The 17,807-nt window shown below is 44.4% G+C and carries 15 protein-coding genes; 7 read left to right on the forward strand and 8 right to left on the reverse strand.

The features are described from left to right. Positions 1-197 precede the first annotated feature (197 nt). The gene (locus ACMXYW_RS13300; RefSeq protein WP_415896884.1) at positions 198-995 is read left to right on the forward strand and encodes a tetratricopeptide repeat protein; all 798 of its coding nucleotides are present in this window, start codon (positions 198-200) and stop codon (positions 993-995) included. Between the two features lie 186 nt (positions 996-1,181). Beyond that, a complete protein-coding gene (locus tag ACMXYW_RS13305) occupies positions 1,182-1,649 on the forward strand; it encodes an RDD family protein (protein ID WP_415896885.1) in 468 nt (155 codons plus the stop codon). A gap of 114 nt (positions 1,650-1,763) precedes the next feature. On the opposite strand, the gene ACMXYW_RS13310 is transcribed toward ACMXYW_RS13305, so the two are convergent. The 3 genes from ACMXYW_RS13310 to lptF all read right to left on the reverse strand — a co-directional run bounded on the left by ACMXYW_RS13310 (position 1,764) and on the right by lptF (position 4,416). Further along, positions 1,764-2,099, reverse strand: coding sequence for a four helix bundle protein (locus tag ACMXYW_RS13310; RefSeq protein WP_415882265.1), 336 nt, complete (start codon positions 2,097-2,099; stop codon positions 1,764-1,766). Between the two features lie 110 nt (positions 2,100-2,209). Beyond that, complete coding sequence (gene lptG, locus ACMXYW_RS13315; RefSeq protein ID WP_415904356.1) at positions 2,210-3,298, reverse strand: LPS export ABC transporter permease LptG; 1,089 nt, start codon at positions 3,296-3,298, stop codon at positions 2,210-2,212. Continuing rightward, the gene (gene lptF, locus ACMXYW_RS13320) at positions 3,295-4,416 is read right to left on the reverse strand and encodes an LPS export ABC transporter permease LptF (protein WP_415904357.1); all 1,122 of its coding nucleotides are present in this window, start codon (positions 4,414-4,416) and stop codon (positions 3,295-3,297) included. The genes lptG and lptF overlap by 4 nt, the downstream gene beginning before the upstream one ends. A 171-nt stretch (positions 4,417-4,587) precedes the next feature. Between lptF and ACMXYW_RS13325 the strand changes: the two genes are divergently transcribed. Further along, entirely contained in the window at positions 4,588-6,084 is a 1,497-nt protein-coding gene (locus tag ACMXYW_RS13325; RefSeq protein ID WP_415904358.1) for a leucyl aminopeptidase, read from the forward strand. 19 nt (positions 6,085-6,103) lie between these two features. Continuing rightward, a complete protein-coding gene (locus tag ACMXYW_RS13330; protein ID WP_415904359.1) occupies positions 6,104-6,544 on the forward strand; it encodes a DNA polymerase III subunit chi in 441 nt (146 codons plus the stop codon). Positions 6,545-6,882: 338 nt separating this feature from the next. Here the strand turns inward: ACMXYW_RS13330 and ACMXYW_RS13335 are convergent, their stop codons facing one another. Beyond that, complete coding sequence (locus tag ACMXYW_RS13335; RefSeq protein WP_415904360.1) at positions 6,883-7,989, reverse strand: hypothetical protein; 1,107 nt, start codon at positions 7,987-7,989, stop codon at positions 6,883-6,885. A 422-nt stretch (positions 7,990-8,411) separates the two neighbouring features. Here ACMXYW_RS13335 and ACMXYW_RS13340 point away from each other — a divergent pair, with 422 nt between their 5' ends. Then, on the forward strand, positions 8,412-11,270 hold the full coding sequence (locus ACMXYW_RS13340) for a valine--tRNA ligase (protein WP_415904361.1): 2,859 nt from the start codon (positions 8,412-8,414) through the stop codon (positions 11,268-11,270). A 134-nt stretch (positions 11,271-11,404) separates the two neighbouring features. Here ACMXYW_RS13340 and ACMXYW_RS13345 read toward each other — a convergent pair whose 3' ends face one another. The 3 genes from ACMXYW_RS13345 to ACMXYW_RS13355 form a co-directional block, all read right to left on the reverse strand. After that, positions 11,405-12,139 carry a hypothetical protein gene (locus ACMXYW_RS13345; protein ID WP_415904362.1) on the reverse strand — a complete coding sequence of 245 codons (735 nt, stop codon included), beginning with the start codon at positions 12,137-12,139 and terminating at the stop codon, positions 11,405-11,407. A 235-nt stretch (positions 12,140-12,374) separates the two neighbouring features. Beyond that, positions 12,375-14,927, reverse strand: a complete 2,553-nt coding sequence (locus ACMXYW_RS13350; protein WP_415904363.1) for an NB-ARC domain-containing protein — start codon at positions 14,925-14,927, stop codon at positions 12,375-12,377. After that, entirely contained in the window at positions 14,917-15,516 is a 600-nt protein-coding gene (locus ACMXYW_RS13355; RefSeq protein WP_415904364.1) for a DUF2726 domain-containing protein, read from the reverse strand. The genes ACMXYW_RS13350 and ACMXYW_RS13355 overlap by 11 nt, the downstream gene beginning before the upstream one ends. A 204-nt stretch (positions 15,517-15,720) precedes the next feature. Here ACMXYW_RS13355 and ACMXYW_RS13360 point away from each other — a divergent pair, with 204 nt between their 5' ends. Continuing rightward, positions 15,721-16,530, forward strand: a complete 810-nt coding sequence (locus tag ACMXYW_RS13360; protein ID WP_415904365.1) for a hypothetical protein — start codon at positions 15,721-15,723, stop codon at positions 16,528-16,530. Between the two features lie 186 nt (positions 16,531-16,716). Here ACMXYW_RS13360 and ACMXYW_RS13365 read toward each other — a convergent pair whose 3' ends face one another. Continuing rightward, the gene (locus tag ACMXYW_RS13365) at positions 16,717-17,244 is read right to left on the reverse strand and encodes a hypothetical protein (protein WP_415899101.1); all 528 of its coding nucleotides are present in this window, start codon (positions 17,242-17,244) and stop codon (positions 16,717-16,719) included. A gap of 315 nt (positions 17,245-17,559) precedes the next feature. Between ACMXYW_RS13365 and ACMXYW_RS13370 the strand changes: the two genes are divergently transcribed. Next, positions 17,560-17,805 (forward strand): type II toxin-antitoxin system ParD family antitoxin, encoded by a 246-nt coding sequence (locus tag ACMXYW_RS13370; RefSeq protein ID WP_415882281.1) that lies wholly within the window; start codon positions 17,560-17,562, stop codon positions 17,803-17,805. The last annotated feature ends 2 nt before the right edge of the window (positions 17,806-17,807 follow it).

The raw sequence follows: 17,807 nt of genomic DNA on the forward strand, positions 1-17,807 counted from the left end.
CTGACTAATAGAAAGCACTTCTTTTTTCAGATAAAACAATACATTAGAAAGTCCTTAATAAAATTTTATCTACGGACAATTGTCATTTATAAGGTGCAGGTGAGGTAAATACGACCTGGAGCAAACAAATTTTTTCCAATATAGGTATAATCGTCGGCCTCTCTCGAACCCAAACTAATTTATGCGGGCAACACTCGATGAAGAAACAGATTCTTTTAGCTACAAGTCTAATGCTGAGCATTGGTACAACTAACCTGATGGCAGCCGATCTAGGCAAAGGCTCTTTAGCCTTTGACAAGCAAGACTACGCAACAGCACTTGAAGAGCTGAAGCCACTGGCAAAAGAAGGCGACCCAGATGCACTCAACATGCTTGGCCAGATGTATGAGAATGGCTGGGGCGTTGAGGTAGACGAAGCTAAAGCACGCCGTTACTACAAACGCGGCGCTTCTCAAGGCCATATGGCTAACGTAAACAGCCTGCGTGCTCTGAAAGACAAAGAATACAAAGTTGAACTAAAAACTGTTCAGCCTGCTGCTGAATCTGGTGATGCTCAAGCACAAAACCGTTTGGGTGAAATGGCAGAGTTCGGTTACGGCATGTCACGTAACGCTGATATGGCGATCGAATGGTACCTAAAATCTGCCGATCAGGGCTATGTAGCTGCACAACACAATATTGGCCGCTGCTACAACTTCGGCACAGGTGTTGAGCAAAACTTCGAAGAAGCAGAACGTTGGTACCGTAAAGCGGCTAACCAAGGTCACACTGACGCGATGTTCTTTTTAGGTACGCTTTACTCTAACAACCACGGTTCTCAGAAAGACCAGGATACAAACATCCTAGCTTACGCTTGGATGCACAATGCTGCTGAACTGGGTAACAAAACTGCACAAGCTATCGAAAAGCGTTTGGTAATGAAACTGAACCCAAGCGAGCTTGAAGAAGCCAAAGCATTAGCTGCTGAGTACCGTAAAACGTACATTGCAGAATAAGCGCTACCAAATTTAAAAAGGCGATCATCTGATCGCCTTTTTTATTGCCTAATAGCCCGTGGGTGGCGAAGCATAGCTCTTTCCATGTAAAATCTGCACTTAGATAGATCACTTTTAGCGGGCATTTTTCGCGATCCAGCAAGTTAAGCCCAGTCTTGAACTCGACCCTACACGTGTATTGATAAAATGAGCCGAGCCTTTAAAGAAACTTATGCCGATATCAAAATCGCCAGCCCACTAAAACGCTTAGGCGCTTTTGTTTACGACCTAATGTTAGTCGCAGCCCTATTAATGGTCTCTACCGGTGTGCTTATGACCATCAACGGCGGCGAAGCCCTAGATACCAGCCCTTACTTTGCCGTGTATCAGTCTGCTCTATTTATCATTGTTTACCTATTCTTATCCTTCTTCTGGATGCGTAACGGTCAAACCCTCGGCATGCTAGCTTGGCGTTTGCGCGTACAAACCTCAGAAGGCTACCGCCTTAACTTCACTCAATCCCTAATACGTTACATCGTAGGCATCATCTCCCTATCCGCTTTCGGCGTAGGCTTCCTTTGGATGTTTATCAACAAACAGAAGATGACATGGCATGACCTAGCGTCAGGCACACACGTGGTAGAACTACCAAAGAATGCGAAGATTTTGGAATAAAGGCAGGACGCCACTGCGTGGCTAGAGTAAAAGAAGGACGCTGACGCTAGAGGGCGCTTCGCTTTTAGGACGTCACTACGTGACTAGAGGACGGCTTCGCCTAGAAAAAAGATTTCAACACTGCTTGATTAGAGTATTGAGTATTTTTCTAATCTCCAATATTTCTTCAGCCCAACTTAGGGCTTTCTGCTTCGGTATAAAACCTACTTTTTGCCCAATTAGTATTTGTGTTCGTAGTTCTGCTGAAGAACCTTTCGCATAGTAAAGGAATTGCCTTTTTTCTTTAACGGAGCTCCGTTCATACCCTTCGGCTATATTACTGGGAATAGACAGACCACTGCGCGTAATTTGGTCTTTGAAACCATAGTCCTTACAACTGGCAAGAACTAAGTAAAGATCTGTACTTAATCGGCAGGAACGTTTCCATACATCAAGATTCTCGTAACTCATAACAACCTCCATGTTGTTTATGTTTTAAGCCTTTTCTCTAGCTGCAAAGCAGCGTCCTCTAGGCGTAGCCGTCCTCTAGCCACGCAGTAGCGTCCTCTAGCGCCAGCGTCCTACTTCGCCCTATTAAGCAACCAGAACCCAAAACCTGCACAAATCAGAATCGGGATAATCACCGCAACAAACGGTGCGAACCCAAATACGGCGCTGGTAGGACCAAGGATGTCTTGAGTGAGTTTAAATGCGAGGCCGACGATGATGCCGGTGATCAAGCGCTGCCCCAGGGTTACACTTCGAAGTGGGCCAAAGATAAAAGAAACAGCAACCAACACTAAAGCGAATACAGCGAGTGGCAGGAGCAACTTACTCCAGAAAGCCACGCGGTATTGTGAGGAAGCTAAGCCCTGCTCTTTGAGATATTCGCTGTAAGAAAGCAAACCACTCATCGATAGGTTAGTAGGCTGAACCATCACGACTTTTAATAGCTCAGGTGTTAAGCCACTTTCCCAAACTTCGGATTCTAAGGTGGTCGTAGTCACAGACGATGTCGCTGGTGTCGCTCGATCTTCTGCCGATGGGAAACGTGTCTCACGAACTTCAGTAAGTACCCACTTACCCTCTTCGTAACGCCCCACTTTGGCATAGCTAGAGCGGGCAAGTGTTAGATCTTCATTAAACTCGTAACGGCTTACGCCGCGCACAGAGCCATCAGGAATTACAGCATTGATATGCAGAAATGTACGATCATCTCGGTGCCAAACGCGACTGGCATCATTAATCGCTCGGCTACCGGTTTGCGCCACTTGGCGATGACTCTGCGCCTGCTGCTCTGTATGGGGAACAACGAATTCACCAAGGCCCAATGCAAACGCAATAATCAGCAATACCGGTTTCATAACAGATAGGATAATCCCTAAAGTCGAGATACCTGCTGCGCGCATAACCGTAAGCTCAGAACTTGAAGCAAGGATACCCAAACCTAACAGACAGCCGATCAGACTAGATAGGGGAATAAACTCGTAGATACGACGCGGCAAGGTTAGCAGAGAATACTCAACCGCAGCAGCGAAGGTATAACTACCTTCAACATCTTTAAGTTCTTCCACTAGTGCAAACAACATATCTAGCCCTGCAACCACCAGCAGAACCACTAAGAAGCCACCTAATACATGACGTGCGATATACAGATCTAATAGCTTCATGATGTTTTCTTACTCCATGGCATACGCAAAGTCGGCATAGGAATTTGGTTAAAGACCCGACTCCAGAAACGGCCAAAAACAATCATATTGAGCGCCAACAAAGCAAACACAAAATGCACCATCCAGATAGCAATCGGCGCAGCTTCATCATCACTCACTTTACTGGTCATATTGCTCAGAATGGTGAGGTATAGAAGGTAGATAATGATCGACGGAACTAGACGCGCAAAGCGCCCCTGACGCGGATTAACACGGCTTAAAGGCACCGCCAACAGAGTCACCACTATCGCCAATACAGGTAACGATAAGCGCCAGTTTAACTGTGCACGATGCTTAGGCTCATCCGATTCCCAAAGCACAGAGGTTGGTAGCGCCTCTACTTTGTCGTAGCGAATCTCTTGGTTTTTACGCTCCACTTCAGAGCCGTAACGTTTAAAGCCAAGTTCTGTGTAATCAGCCTTACCCGGCACGCCTTCGTAGCGGAAACCATCTTCTAAGACTAAGAATCGCTGATCTCGCTCAGTATCTGTCACCATACTGCCTGATTCAGCAAGAGTGATCTGTAAACGTTTAGTACTCTTATTCCGATCAGCCATAAAGACCAAACCTAGCTCACCATCCTTACTCACAGAATCGGTATAGGTAACTCGAGCACTGTTTTGATTTTTCTGGAAACGGCCCGGAACAAGGCTTTCTAGCTCACTGCGACTTTCTTGTTCATCAAAGATTTTATTTGTTTCAGAAGCACCATAAGGAGAAACAAAAACAGATAAAACGCCGACAACAACAGCCACCAGCAGAGCCGGCCCCATGGAATAAGCCACTAATCGTTTCTGGCTCATACCGCAGGCTTCGAGTACTGTCATCTCACTCTCAAGATAAAGACGACCATAACCCAGCAAGAAGCCCAGAAATAAACCTAAGGGCAGAATCAGCTCAAGGAATCCCGGTAAGCGATACCCCATAATGGCAAACAACACACTCGGATCTAATTCACCTGCTGCGGCCTTGGAAAGGTATCTAACAAAACGTCCACTCATGATGATGACGAGCAAAACCGAACTCACCGCCAACATGCTGAGTAGCACTTCTCGAGATAAATAACGAAAAACGATCACTCTATGTCCCTACGAAACTGTTACCGACACAAAAATGGTTTATATTATGGGCCTTTACAGCGGAAATTATCTGTCAAAGCCTAGGTACTGAGTTTTAAGTACCGGCATTATCCTTTAATCCGCACCTAATGTCTTGTTTAGACGGCTGCTGGCCGTGAGTTTGGAGCTAACATGGATTTTGAAATTGTAAATGGTGAGATTCAGTCACTAGAAACAGAATGTCTAGTCATCGCAGTTGAAGCTGATGGCAACCTATCCCCTGCAGCGAAAGCAGTCGACAGCGCCAGCTCTGGATACATTAGCGAAATCATCAACCAAGGTGATATCAGCGGCAAAACAGCACAAACACTTCTACTTCACAAAGTACCGGGCGTAACTGCTAAGCGCGTATTGCTGGTTGGCTTTGGTAAAGAAGAAGATCGTAACAACCGTAACCTACGCAAAGCTGTGACTGCTGTTATGGGTATCGTTAAAGGTACAGGTGTAAGCAGCGTAACATTTGCGCTAGATTGCAAACTAAGTGACGACGCAGATCAATACCGCCAACTTCGCCATGTTGTTGAATGGGCAGGCGCTGAGCTATACGTATACGACGAAACTAAGAGCAAAAAAGCGGATCCTCTAAAACTGGAACAGATTGCTCTAGTTGTTAACGATGACGATGCAGAAGTTGCAGAGACAGCCCTTCTAGACGGTACAGCTATCGTCAACGGCATGAGCATTGCGCGCGACCTAGGCAACCTACCAGGCAACATCTGTACGCCTACTTACCTAGCTGAGCAAGCACTAGAACTAGACGACGAATTTGAAAGCCTAACAGCAACCATCGTTGATGAAGACGAGATGGCTGAACTGGGCATGCACTGTCTACTTTCTGTAGGCAATGGTTCTGAGCAGCCTTCCAAACTGATTGTTATGGAATACAAAGGCGGCGAAGAAGGCGACAAGCCACACGTACTTGTAGGTAAAGGTATTACGTTCGACACAGGCGGCATCTCATTGAAGCCAGGCGCTGGTATGGACGAGATGAAGTACGACATGTGTGGTGCGGCAAGCGTATTCGGTGCAATGACTGCGCTATGTGAAATGGAGCTACCGATCAACGTTGTTGGTATCGTTGCTGCAGCTGAAAACATGCCAAGCGGCCATGCAACTAAGCCAGGCGACATCGTAACGACTATGTCTGGTCAAACTGTTGAGATCCTAAACACTGACGCTGAAGGCCGTTTGGTGCTTTGCGATGCCCTAACTTACGCAGGTAAATTTGAGCCAGCATCAGTTGTAGATATCGCAACACTAACTGGCGCGTGCATCATCGCACTAGGTCACCACGCTACTGGCGTACTATCTAACAACGACGATTTAGCACAAGAACTTATGCAAGCAGGTAACCAAGCAGCGGATAAAGCTTGGCAACTACCGCTATGGGATGAGTTCCAAGAGCAGCTAGATTCTAACTTTGCAGATATCGCTAACATCGGTGGTCGCCCAGGCGGCACAATCACTGCTGCGTGCTTCCTATCTCGCTTCACTAAAGAGTACCGTTGGGCTCACTTGGATATCGCAGGTGTTGCTTGGCATAGCGGTGGTAAAAACAAAGGCGCTACAGGCCGCTGTGTACCACTACTAACTCAGTACCTGCTAAACCAATCAGCAGACGAGGAATAAGCCTCAGGCTTAGTAACCGATGACCAGTAAAGCTGATTTCTATGTACTACCTTCTAGCGACCCGGATGCCCGTGGTCGCTTCCTTTGCCGTTTAGTCGAAAAGATCCGTGCACTAGGGCACCAACTTTACATCCAAACAGCAAACGAAAGTGAAGCCAAGCATATTGATCAGCTTCTCTGGGAATACCGCCCCGAAGCGTTTATCCCACACCAACTGGTAGACGAAGATCTCCAAGCCAGCGTACAAATCGGCTGGGATCAACAACGCCCACAACATAAAGACGTATTCGTAAATCTGAATTTAGATATTCCAGAAGACGCACTCGGATTCGACCGCATCTTAGAAGTCGTTGTACAAACAGAAGACGTCCTTGCCTCAACTCGTAAGAACTACAAGCTATATCAATCCAATGGCATCCAGATTGATATGCATGATATGCGCCCTAAGCCGAAGGCGTAGAGGACGGCTTCGCCTAGAGGTCGCTTCGCTTGTAGGACGCAACTTCGTTGCTAGAGAAAAAACCTCTATAGGAATTAAGGGATTAGTTTTTAATATTTCTAAGTAATACGATCCTCAATGACCATACCCTCGAATCATTTCGAATCTTCACAATACTTATAATTTTTTTAATCTTTTTCTCTAGCTGCGTAGCAGCGCCCTTCTTTTCCTCTAGTGGCGAAGCCACGTCCTCTAGCCATGAAATGGCGTCCTAAAAGGCGAAGCCGCTCTCTAGCGTAAGCGTCCTTCTTTTCCTATAGGCGAAGCCGTCCTCTAGCAGCTTTGCTGCGTCCTGCCCTTCAAGCCACAACAGTCCCTTTCCCTCCAGACTTTTTATGCCCACGCGTTTCTTCAATCAGGAACTTAAGCCAACGCATGTAAGGCGTTCCACCGGTGCCTTGTTGATCATTACAGCGGCGTGCGATGTATTTAATCGCCCAGTGATAATGCACTTCGCGGAAGCACGCCATCAGTTCTAACACCGCATCAAACTTATCGGAATTCGCCACTGTTTTAACATCAGGCATACCGCGTACTTGTTCCAACATAACTCGATGATCAACCGGCATATATTGACGCATATCGTACAAATGGCGAGTTAGGCGATTATCTTGGTGTGGGATTTTCATAAACTCTGTCAGTAGCGGCATGATTGAGCTTTGTGCGCCGGTTTCACCTCGATAGCTGATCGGATCTATATTCACTCCTTCATACACCACCTCTTGGAATTGGCCGATGTAGGGGCGGAATTTAGAGAAATACAGTTCATCTGACATACGCTCAGGTATCCGTTGTAACACCTGAATAATCGAGGTCATCGCCATCGCGATCTTATCTAAAGCAGCATCAACGTCTCTGGGCTGTACCTCACCTTGTAGACTTAAAACCGCATCCAAAATATCAGCTGCCAAAGCCTCTATCTCGATATGGACTAAGATAAACCAATGTTCATCGTAGAGATGAACAAAGTTTTGAATCGTATCGATATTGCCAAGCTGAACAGGTTTACGAATATCAAAACGTCGCCAATTGAACAGCGCATAACCGTCGTAACTCAAGATGGGAGGTCGCTGCATCAGGTCAGCAATTTTGCATAAGGGGCGAGCTAGGTTCGCAGGTAAAGAGTGACAACTGGGTTGCCCTATTTGATTGATATAACCCGACGCGATAAAACCCAACCTGACATAGTAAAGGCACGCTTGCGGCCAGAGATCATCAGGGATATTGATATAAGGCCAATCGGGAACAAACACTCGACGCAGATAGTTTCGAGCATCCTTTTCTAATAACAAACTCGGTAACGAATTACCTACCGTATCCAGTACTGCATAAGGCTCCCCCAAAACCAATTCAGTCGCCGGATCCTGACAAGGTAAAAAACCGCGTGTGGCATAACATTGTTTCATGTTCGTACCTCCGCAATAACTTTGATACTTATAAGTATAGATGTATCAAAATAGGACGCAGCAAAGCTGCTAGAGAACGCTTCGCGCTTAGGACGCTAGCGCTAGAGGACGGCTTCGCCTAGAGAAAAAACATAACCTTCAATTCCCTCGTTAAATACATCCGGCTCTTTGTTTTTATGCTTTTCCTCTAGCTGCGTAGCAGCGTCCTCTAGTGGCGAAGCCACGTACTCTAGCCATGAAATGGCGTCCTCTAGGCGCAGCCGTCCTGCTTTCTTACGCTATTAGCAAAGCCGCGCCCTATCGTCTTCCTCGCCCTAGCTACTACTCACTAATATCCTGTATAATGTTGGACTTTATGCGTGCTGCCCACGGCAACTCTCGGGCAGCCTAATTCGACAGATTTTCAGAAGACTCAGAGCGCAATGGATACGACTTACCAGCCGCACGAAATCGAGAAATCCTGGTACAAAACCTGGGAAGACAACAACTACTTCGCACCTCAAGGCGAAGGTGACTCATACTGCATCATGATTCCGCCACCGAACGTCACCGGTAGCCTGCACATGGGTCACGCTTTCCAGCACACCATCATGGATGCTCTAACTCGTTATAAGCGTATGCAGGGTAAAAACACGCTGTGGCAGGTAGGTACAGACCACGCGGGTATCGCTACGCAGATGGTTGTTGAGCGTAAGCTTGCGGCTGAAGAGCAAAAGTCTCGTCACGATCTAGGTCGTGATGCCTTTATCGAAAAGATCTGGGAATGGAAAGAAGAGTCCGGCGGTACCATTACTCGCCAGATGCGTCGCCTAGGTAACTCTGTAGATTGGGCGAACGAGCGCTTCACAATGGACTCTGGCTTCTACCACGCAGTTCAAGAAGTATTTATCCGTCTATACGACGAAGGCTTGGTTTACCGCGGCAAGCGCCTAGTAAACTGGGACCCTAAACTTCACACTGCGATCTCTGATCTAGAAGTTGAGAACAAAGAAGTCAAAGGCAAGATGTGGTACCTACGTTACCCACTCGCTGATGGCGTAAAAACTGCGGCTGGCGAAGACCACATCGTTGTAGGTACGACTCGTCCAGAAACAATGCTAGGTGATACTGGTGTTGCGGTTAACCCTGAAGATGAGCGCTACAAAGATCTAATCGGTAAAGAGATCGTTCTACCGCTTGTTGGCCGTCGCATTCCAATTGTTGGCGACGAACACGCTGACATGGAAAAAGGCACAGGTTGCGTAAAAATCACACCTGCACACGACTTCAACGATAACGAAGTGGGTAAGCGTTGCAACCTACCGATGATCAACGTCCTAACCTACAACGCAGATATTCGCGAAGAAGGTGAAGGCTTTAACACTGACGGTACGCCAAACAACGATATCGACACTAACATCCCGGAGAAATACCGTGGTATGGAGCGCTTTGCAGCGCGTCGTGAAATCGTTGCTGATTTCGAAGCAGCAGGCTTGCTAGTTAAGATCGAAGAAAACGACATGACGGTTCCTTACGGCGACCGTGGTGGCGTAGTTATCGAGCCAATGCTAACTGACCAGTGGTTTGCTGATGCTAAAACGCTAGCAAAACCAGCAGTTGAAGCAGTAGAAAAAGGCGATATCAAATTTGTACCCCAGCAGTATGAGAACATGTACAACGCTTGGATGCGCGACATTCAAGACTGGTGTATCTCTCGTCAGCTTTGGTGGGGTCACCGTATTCCAGCCTTCTACGATAATGAAGGCAACGTATACGTAGCGAACGACAAAGAAGCAGCGCGCGAAAAATACGGTCTAGATCCAGAAGTTGAACTACGTCAGGACGATGACGTTCTAGATACATGGTTCAGCTCGGCACTATGGACATTCGGAACACTTGGCTGGCCTGAAAATACTCAGCGTCTGCAAACGTTCCACCCTACTGATGTGCTAGTAACTGGTTTCGACATCATCTTCTTCTGGGTAGCACGCATGATCATGATGACCATGCACTTTATGAAAGATGAAGACGGCAACCCACAAGTACCATTCAAAACTGTTTACGTTACCGGCCTTATCCGTGACGAAAACGGCGACAAGATGTCCAAGTCTAAAGGCAACGTACTAGACCCACTGGATATGATCGACGGCATCGAGCTAGATACGCTGCTAGAAAAGCGTTGCGGCAACATGATGCAGCCACAACTGGCTGAGAAGATCGGCAAACGTACTAAGAAAGAGTTCCCTGAAGGTATTCAGGCACACGGTACTGACGCACTTCGTTTCACCCTTGCGGCACTGGCTTCTACTGGCCGTGACATCAACTGGGATATGAAGCGTCTAGAAGGTTACCGTAACTTCTGTAACAAGATCTGGAACGCAGCACGTTACGTGCTAATGAACACTGAAGGTGAAGATTGCGGTCAGGATATTAATGCTGACGTTGAGCTATCTCTAGCAGATCGCTGGATCGCTAGTCGTCTACAAGCGGTAGAAGCTGAAGTGGTTAAACACTTCGACGAGTACCGTTTCGATATGGCGTCTAAGTCGCTATACGACTTTATCTGGAACGACTACTGCGCATGGTACCTAGAGCTTTCTAAGCCAGTACTGTGGGATGAAGATGCATCCGAAGCAGCCAAGCGCGGTACACGCCGTACTCTAGTTCGCGTATTGGAAGCAATCCTACGTCTTGCTCACCCAATCATGCCGTACATCACTGAAGAGATCTGGCAGCAGGTTAAAGGTCTAGCCGGTGTTGAAGGCGATACGATCATGACTCAGGCTTACCCTGTACCAAGCACAGACAAGATCGATAGCGATGCCGAAGCAGAGATCGAATGGCTACAAGGCGTTATCACCGGTGTACGTAACATCCGTGGTGAAATGGGCATCTCCCCTGCTAAAGAGCTAGACGTACTGTTCCAAAACGGTGGCGACTTAGACAAACAACGTCTAGAAGCAAACCGCACCTTCCTATCTAAACTAGCATCGCTAAGCAGCATCACATGGCTAAATGCCGGTGACGAAGCACCAATGGCAGCGACTCAGCTAGTGGGCGATATGGAAGTATTGGTACCAATGGCTGGCCTAATCAACAAAGACGCTGAGCTGGCTCGTCTACAGAAAGAACTAGACAAGCTACAGAAAGAGATCAGCCGTGTTGAAGGTAAGCTAGGTAACGAGAAGTTCGTATCTAACGCACCAGAAGCGGTTATCGCGAAAGAGCGTGAGAAGCTTGCAGGCTCTCAAGCAGCATTCGATAAGCTGAAAGAGCAATACGGTAAGATCGAAGCTCTGTAAAAAGCAGATCGCTACGCTTCTAGCACGCTTCGCGCTTAGGACGCGGCTTCGCCGCTAGAGTTGTTAGAAAAAGCGCTAAAACAAAAAGCCCAGACGTAGTTCTGGGCTTTTTTGTGAAAAGAAAGTAACTGTCTCTATCTTCCTTCAATTAAAATTCTTCGTCTAAGCGTACCTTCAGGCGCTAACTCAGACACAGCATTTAAGAAGCGCTGCCTTTCATCGGTAGAAAGGTAATTCTTACCTCCTGCCAACCAAACCTCTTCATTATCGACCACCTTCCCGATAATGATGGGGTGTTCAGTGTTGAACAGACCAAAGAGTGACAGCCCTTCATTGCATGGAGTATACCAAGCAACATTTTTCCTTTTTGATAAAACTCGCTTAACCAAGCGCGGATCATCAAAAGGAATCAAGTTCGCAAAATCCAGCTCTACCAATTTTTGTAGATGAGAAGACCCACGCCAAACCATAATCCCTTCGGCGAGCTTTGCTTCCTCAAAGGAATTCATAGGACGAGTCGAAGAGATAAAGCAGATCGGCACTTCCCATAGTTTCGCCAACCAGCTAAAGCGCTCTTCCCGCTCGGACGTACGGGTAAATGGGAAAAGAAGATATTTCTTAGATTTTTCCGTTTCTAACACAGCGCGGGACCACGGCACGATGCGGTAATCTATTGTTACTCCAGCTTTGCTCGCGGCTTGAGCAAAGAAATCCGGATAGATCCCCTCTATCACCCCCTCTCTTTTTTCCAAAAGACCGGACATCAACTCCGTAGAGATAAGCGTCACCCCTGAATGATTATCCGCCCACGCAGGGTTATTTACATTCAGTATCAAAAACAAAGAGAGACAGAGGGTTCTGATCTTCACTAGGGCTCCACCAATAGATCTACAAAAAGCTGTATGTAGTCTAGCAATGAATCAAGCAGATCGCTGCGCTTCTAGCACGCTTCGCGCTTAGGACGCGGCTACGCCGCTAGAGTGGTTAGAAAAAGCCTTAAAAGCAAAAAACCAGACAAGGTGTTGTTTGTTTTTTTATTGTCTTAATTAAATGGCTTTGCCCTCTTTCATTTTGCCTTTAATTTTGACCTCTTTAATAATTTTCCTACGCGTCGGGAACACGAAAGACCATTTGCTCTATACGGTCTCGAAGATCGTGACGAGCTAGATCTAAATTATCAATGATACATCTTAACTCATCTCGACTTTCTTGATATTGATCCCTCGCTTCAAGTCTTAGCTCCTCGCTAAAACTCCCCCTAGTTCTATTAGTATGAACTGCAAATAACTTCTGAACTGCTTCGGCAGCATTCACATAATTACACTGCCTAACATCACCTGCATTTATAGCTCCGCTCATTGCCTTAAATGCGACAAGATAGTTGTCTTCGAGCATCGCTTCTTTCCATATGGAATCAACAATATTTACAGATAGATCTTTTATACGAGACCATTTAGGAGCACTTCCCATACTAATAGCTTTCGTTACATTCCCATAAGCATTTACAAGTACATGAATTTTACTATTTCGGTTTAAAATATCTCCTGAATGTAAATATTGGCTATTTGCATAGCGTTCATACCAAATCGCAGTTTGAAATCCTCCCTGCTCAATAGCATCCTTACACACATTCGATATTGAAGTTTGTTCTCCAATTTGATTTTCAACTTCATACCACATATCAAAAAATGACTCTTTTCTTTGCCCCTTAATATACGCATCATTAAATGACTTTCTAACTACCTCTAGACTTGAAGATGGATCATCATATTCGACTCTAGCGAGCATAAAAAACAAATCAGAGTTTTCTTTAAACTTTTTATCTCCCAATAAAGATCTGACCGTTTCTCTAGCTTGATTAAAACTTTCATTCTTTAATAATGCACTACATTGCCTTACAGCAGCACCAACTTCGGGTACATTTCCATTTGATAATTCCTGATAACGCAACCCTTCTGCAATTTGCCTGACGCTATCTATATAATCCGAAGCATCTGGTAATATCTCATGACATAATTTCAGGATTAAATTACTAACTGAGGAGGAAACTTCTATTCTTGGCTCTTCCTCAATAAAGTTAATACTCTGAATTAAGAATAAATTTCCGAGCTGTTCTATAGAGGTTGATATATTTGAATTACTCAGCTCCGTTAACTGATGTACTTCTGTTCTAGAACACCCACCTACATAGCTTACTGCCACAAGAATCTTAATTGCCTCAAGAGTCAATTCCTCTATTTCTTTTCTTAAAGCGGCCTCCCTAACCAACTCCCCCTCTTCACCTGACCATTGCTCTATGGCCACATTTAAAGAGACTCCATTCTTATATAGCCTTAATATAGATTCAGTAAATAATGGAGAGCCTTCAGAAGCACTACATAACTTTTCAATATTTGATAAATTCAACTTTTGCAGATGTACTCGATCACAAATAACATTTACTAATTCGGAATAGTCACTACCTTCGAGACCAGGAACAGTAATACAAGAATCAGTTGAATAAATATTATTCACTCGGGTTGTTAATAAAACCCTAGAATTAGAGTTTGCAATTACTCTTGCCGCCTCCATAATACGCCTTTGCTCATCTGGGGAATTTGAATCTACATCATCTACAACGATAAATGTCGGGTAAGATTCGAGATTTTCTTTAGCCTTACGTTTAAGTTGATTCTCAGACAGATCAATTAATTCTTCATCCAAAGATCCTGTTTTTAAACAAACCTCTTTAAGTAAAGTTTCTAGGCTATCGTAATGTGATTCAGGCGTTTCAATATATGAATCGTATAAACCCTTGAACTGTTTTTTCTTTGCAGTCAACCAAACAATTTGATCAATCGAACTAGCACCACTTTTTGCTAATAATTGACAGAACTCATATGCAATTGAAGTCTTACCTTTCCCACCTTCCCCTGCCAATACCTTTGCATATTGAAACTCATCACCAAGCCAAGACCATAATTGGTTTAATATTTCAAAACGCCCAATAAACCTTGCGCAGATAAAGTTTTTATCTGGTAAATCATGGTCTATCAGTTTCTTTCTTTTCCTACCACCTGAACTTAATAGTAAGAAATCTCTATCACCAGATATAAACTCAAAGTCATTAATATTTAAGCATTGTTTACTTTCATCATTGCACCTAAAATAAGTGCAATCCTTCTTTAACAATTCTTTATTATTTGATAACGCCGCAGCTTTAATTACTGAAGCACTATGTAAACCGGAAGGTCTTTTGGGAACATACAACAGCCCGATAGATTTAATAACCCCAGAACATTCCACTGAGAAGTTGTCATATAAGATATCAATTCTTCTGCCTACATGTTTATCAAAAAGCCCTCTAACTTTTTGCTGATCTATTAACAGATCCTCACCTATACCCTCTATGGAAAAACTAGTATCCTTTATTTTTTCTTTAATTCCATATACTACATATCCCCCAAAACTATTATAAAGAGATATAATTGTTTTAACTAATTTAAGATAAGAATCATTTGTCCCCTCAAACTTTTCTTTGAAATCCCAAAGCTCACATTCCAAAGGAATAATACTTCCATCATCATGCAAAAAAGTATTTATTACTTCCTCCCCAAAGCTCCCTGTTATTATGCAGTTATATATCTTTGACTTTACTTCATTAATATTAAATGACATTTATAACATCCGAATTGTTAGTGAGTTTGGCTTTATCTTTCTTTAGATTCGAACCAACATTCTGATTACTCGCTGAATCTGATTGTTCTTGCACAAAACGTTTCGCCAGCGCCGCCTTAACCTCTTCCAGTTTGTAACTTCGTTTCGCAGGTACACGAATTAGAGGCAGGTTGGCTTCTTCGCAGACACTTTCTAACAGCTGATCACGCTGTTGGCGTTTTTTCTGGCTGTGGCTTTTGTCATCTAGCTCGATGGCACAAACAGGTTTAAGGGTATCGGCGGTGCAGATCACATAATCGAAGTGTTTGGCTTTGATTTTGCCAAAGGCACGACTCCACTCGCTACGGTTTTTAGTTGGGTTTGGCTCAACAATATCCGCTACGCGGACTTTGCCAAATACGCGGTGTTGTTTAGGGTCAATACACTGATCCAACACACCTAAAAATGAACGCTCAGCTTCTGTGAACAGGGTTTTCTTTTGACGATAACCTAATGTGTTATCTGAAGAGTCACTGCTCTGCGCAGCTAGCTTCTTTAAAAAGATCAGTGCGACAAACATCAACACTGCAAAGATCAAAATCCATTCCATCGTCTTTCCTTTTGACGAAGATAATCCACGGCCCACTTGGCCTTAGTAAGACTAACTAGTCTGCCTGCACCCCAAAGTTATGACAACTACATGAATTGATAAGAATCAACAGTCCCCGTTTATTGCTAAATCAATCTAGTAATAAATTGCATATAACTAGGTTATGATTTCTTCCTTAGTAAAAATTGATGATAGGGACTTCAAATGAATCAACGAGTCGAAGAGCCAACCTCACTCTCAGACAAACTGAAAAACCATTCTCACTTATTGCCCTACCTCCCTCTATTAGTCGCAATAATTGCTCCTGCAGGGTATTTGGTAGGACTCGGTTTTCAAGCAGGCTATTTAAATTCTTTCGGTGGTCTTAGCTCTGCATTCCCTCTCTCCGTAACAGACGCATATGTTTATGGTTATTACACAATCACCTTTTATTTGATCAAGTTACTTCCTTTCCTTACCAGTTCCACGCTATGGGTATCGATCATAGGCATAGTAGTCTTCTTTGTTTCAGTTGCTTATCTCGGTATAAATACAGGAAATCGAAAAGCAGTAGGACTGCCTGATACCAAACCAGTAGCTATGTTAAAAAACGCAATGTCCTTCTTTTCTCCTGAGAACAATGATCTTTCTAAAGCGATTACATACGTCTACGAAGAACTTTCTTCAATTGCAAAAAAAGCATATTGGGGTATTTGGGTAATTCTAATTTGGATTGGAATCACTGTTTATAGCTTTGATAAAGGCAAAGAACTTGCCGATATATCCAAAAAGCAGTTCCTTCAAGACAAATGCGTTTTTAATAGCAAAACCGCCATATCTAACTGCATTAAGGTATATGACGACCAGAACAACCTAATTACCGAAGGACTACTGATAGGTTTTACAAATAACAGGCTTGGAATATTCACAGAAGAAGGAGCGACCATCTCCGAACTTCCACCTAACGCCAAAATTGTTAAAACCTTTGATAAAAAAACTTTTTTGGCAGCTAAATTGGAAACTAACGCACCTTAGCGTCTAGTAGTCAGGTTCCTTAAAACTGCATCACAATGGTGTCGTTGACTATTATCTTCCCCTGTTTCTCTTTATAAGGTTTTTCTCTAGCCACGAAGTGGCGTCCTCTAGGCGCAGCCGTCCTCTAGCCGCGAAGCGGCGTCCTAACTACTAAAAGGCGAAGCCAGTATAGCCTTAGCATATCGCTTATCTTCCGCGCTTATTATCATTTATCTCTCCATAGAATATTTTGCGGGAATCCTTTCCCTCAGTTTCTAAAATGTAATACGTAGATGATTGCTCATTTTTATCAGTAAAGAAGATACGCTCTCGCCCATCTTGCTCTTTCTGATATATCGCAAAATAGCTTTCGTGTTCTAAGTAGTCAGTTGAAACAACACTTTCCGACAATACTAACTTTGCTTGTACAATATCCTGATTTTCTGGCTTGCGAGTCCCATAAAGTTGATCAAGATACTCTTGGGTAGTTATGTCCCACAGTTCGATCTCTTCCTCAGCGCTAAGTACTTGAATGCTGACATAGCCTTCATCACTGTTTAATAACAGAAATTCGCCAATTGCTAGCTGATCGTTATTTTTAACATCTAGCTTGAGAGTAGTTTCTGCCAGAGGAATGTGAACAACTGCGTGTTGCAGGGGTGCAGTAGACGCGCATCCCACGAGCAGGATAGCGGAGGTTACGCTGAGAAAAATCCTTTTCCAATACAAGAACATCTAATCAAATCCTTTGATCTGTTTTTGATAAAGAGAGCCACATGCTAGGTGATTGATGGGAAAGAATCTATTAGTTAAATTCTTAAATGTTAGAAACTCCCTCCGCTTTTCCTCTAGCCACGCAGTGGCGTCCTCTAGGCGCAGCCGTCCTCTAGGCGCAGCCGTCCTCTAGCCGCGAAGCGGCGTCCTAGCGACTAGCAGCGAAGCGTTCTCTAGCGTCAGCGTCCTTGTTATTCCTAACCACTAACCACTGTATTTAAAATAACAATCTTTGCTAAACTTCGTTATATCTGATCAAAAAGCAGGCAATCAATAATGAATGTATCACTCACTCCAAAACTGGAAGCGTTTGTGAAATCAAAAGTGGAAAGTGGCAGTTATAACTCCTCTAGCGAGGTTGTACGGGAAGCTTTGCGGTTACTCGAACAAAGAGATGCCGAAGAGCAGTTAAAATTAGAAACCCTTAGAGCAGAAATTCAGAAAGGTTTGGATTCCGTCGCTGCAGGCAAGGTAAGAGACGGCAGAGAGATCTTTGAGGAAATTAAGAAACGGAAGTTCTAAGC

The sequence above is a fragment of the Neptuniibacter sp. QD48_55 genome (genome assembly GCF_047778115.1).
In the GTDB taxonomy this organism is placed as follows: domain Bacteria; phylum Pseudomonadota; class Gammaproteobacteria; order Pseudomonadales; family Balneatricaceae; genus Neptuniibacter.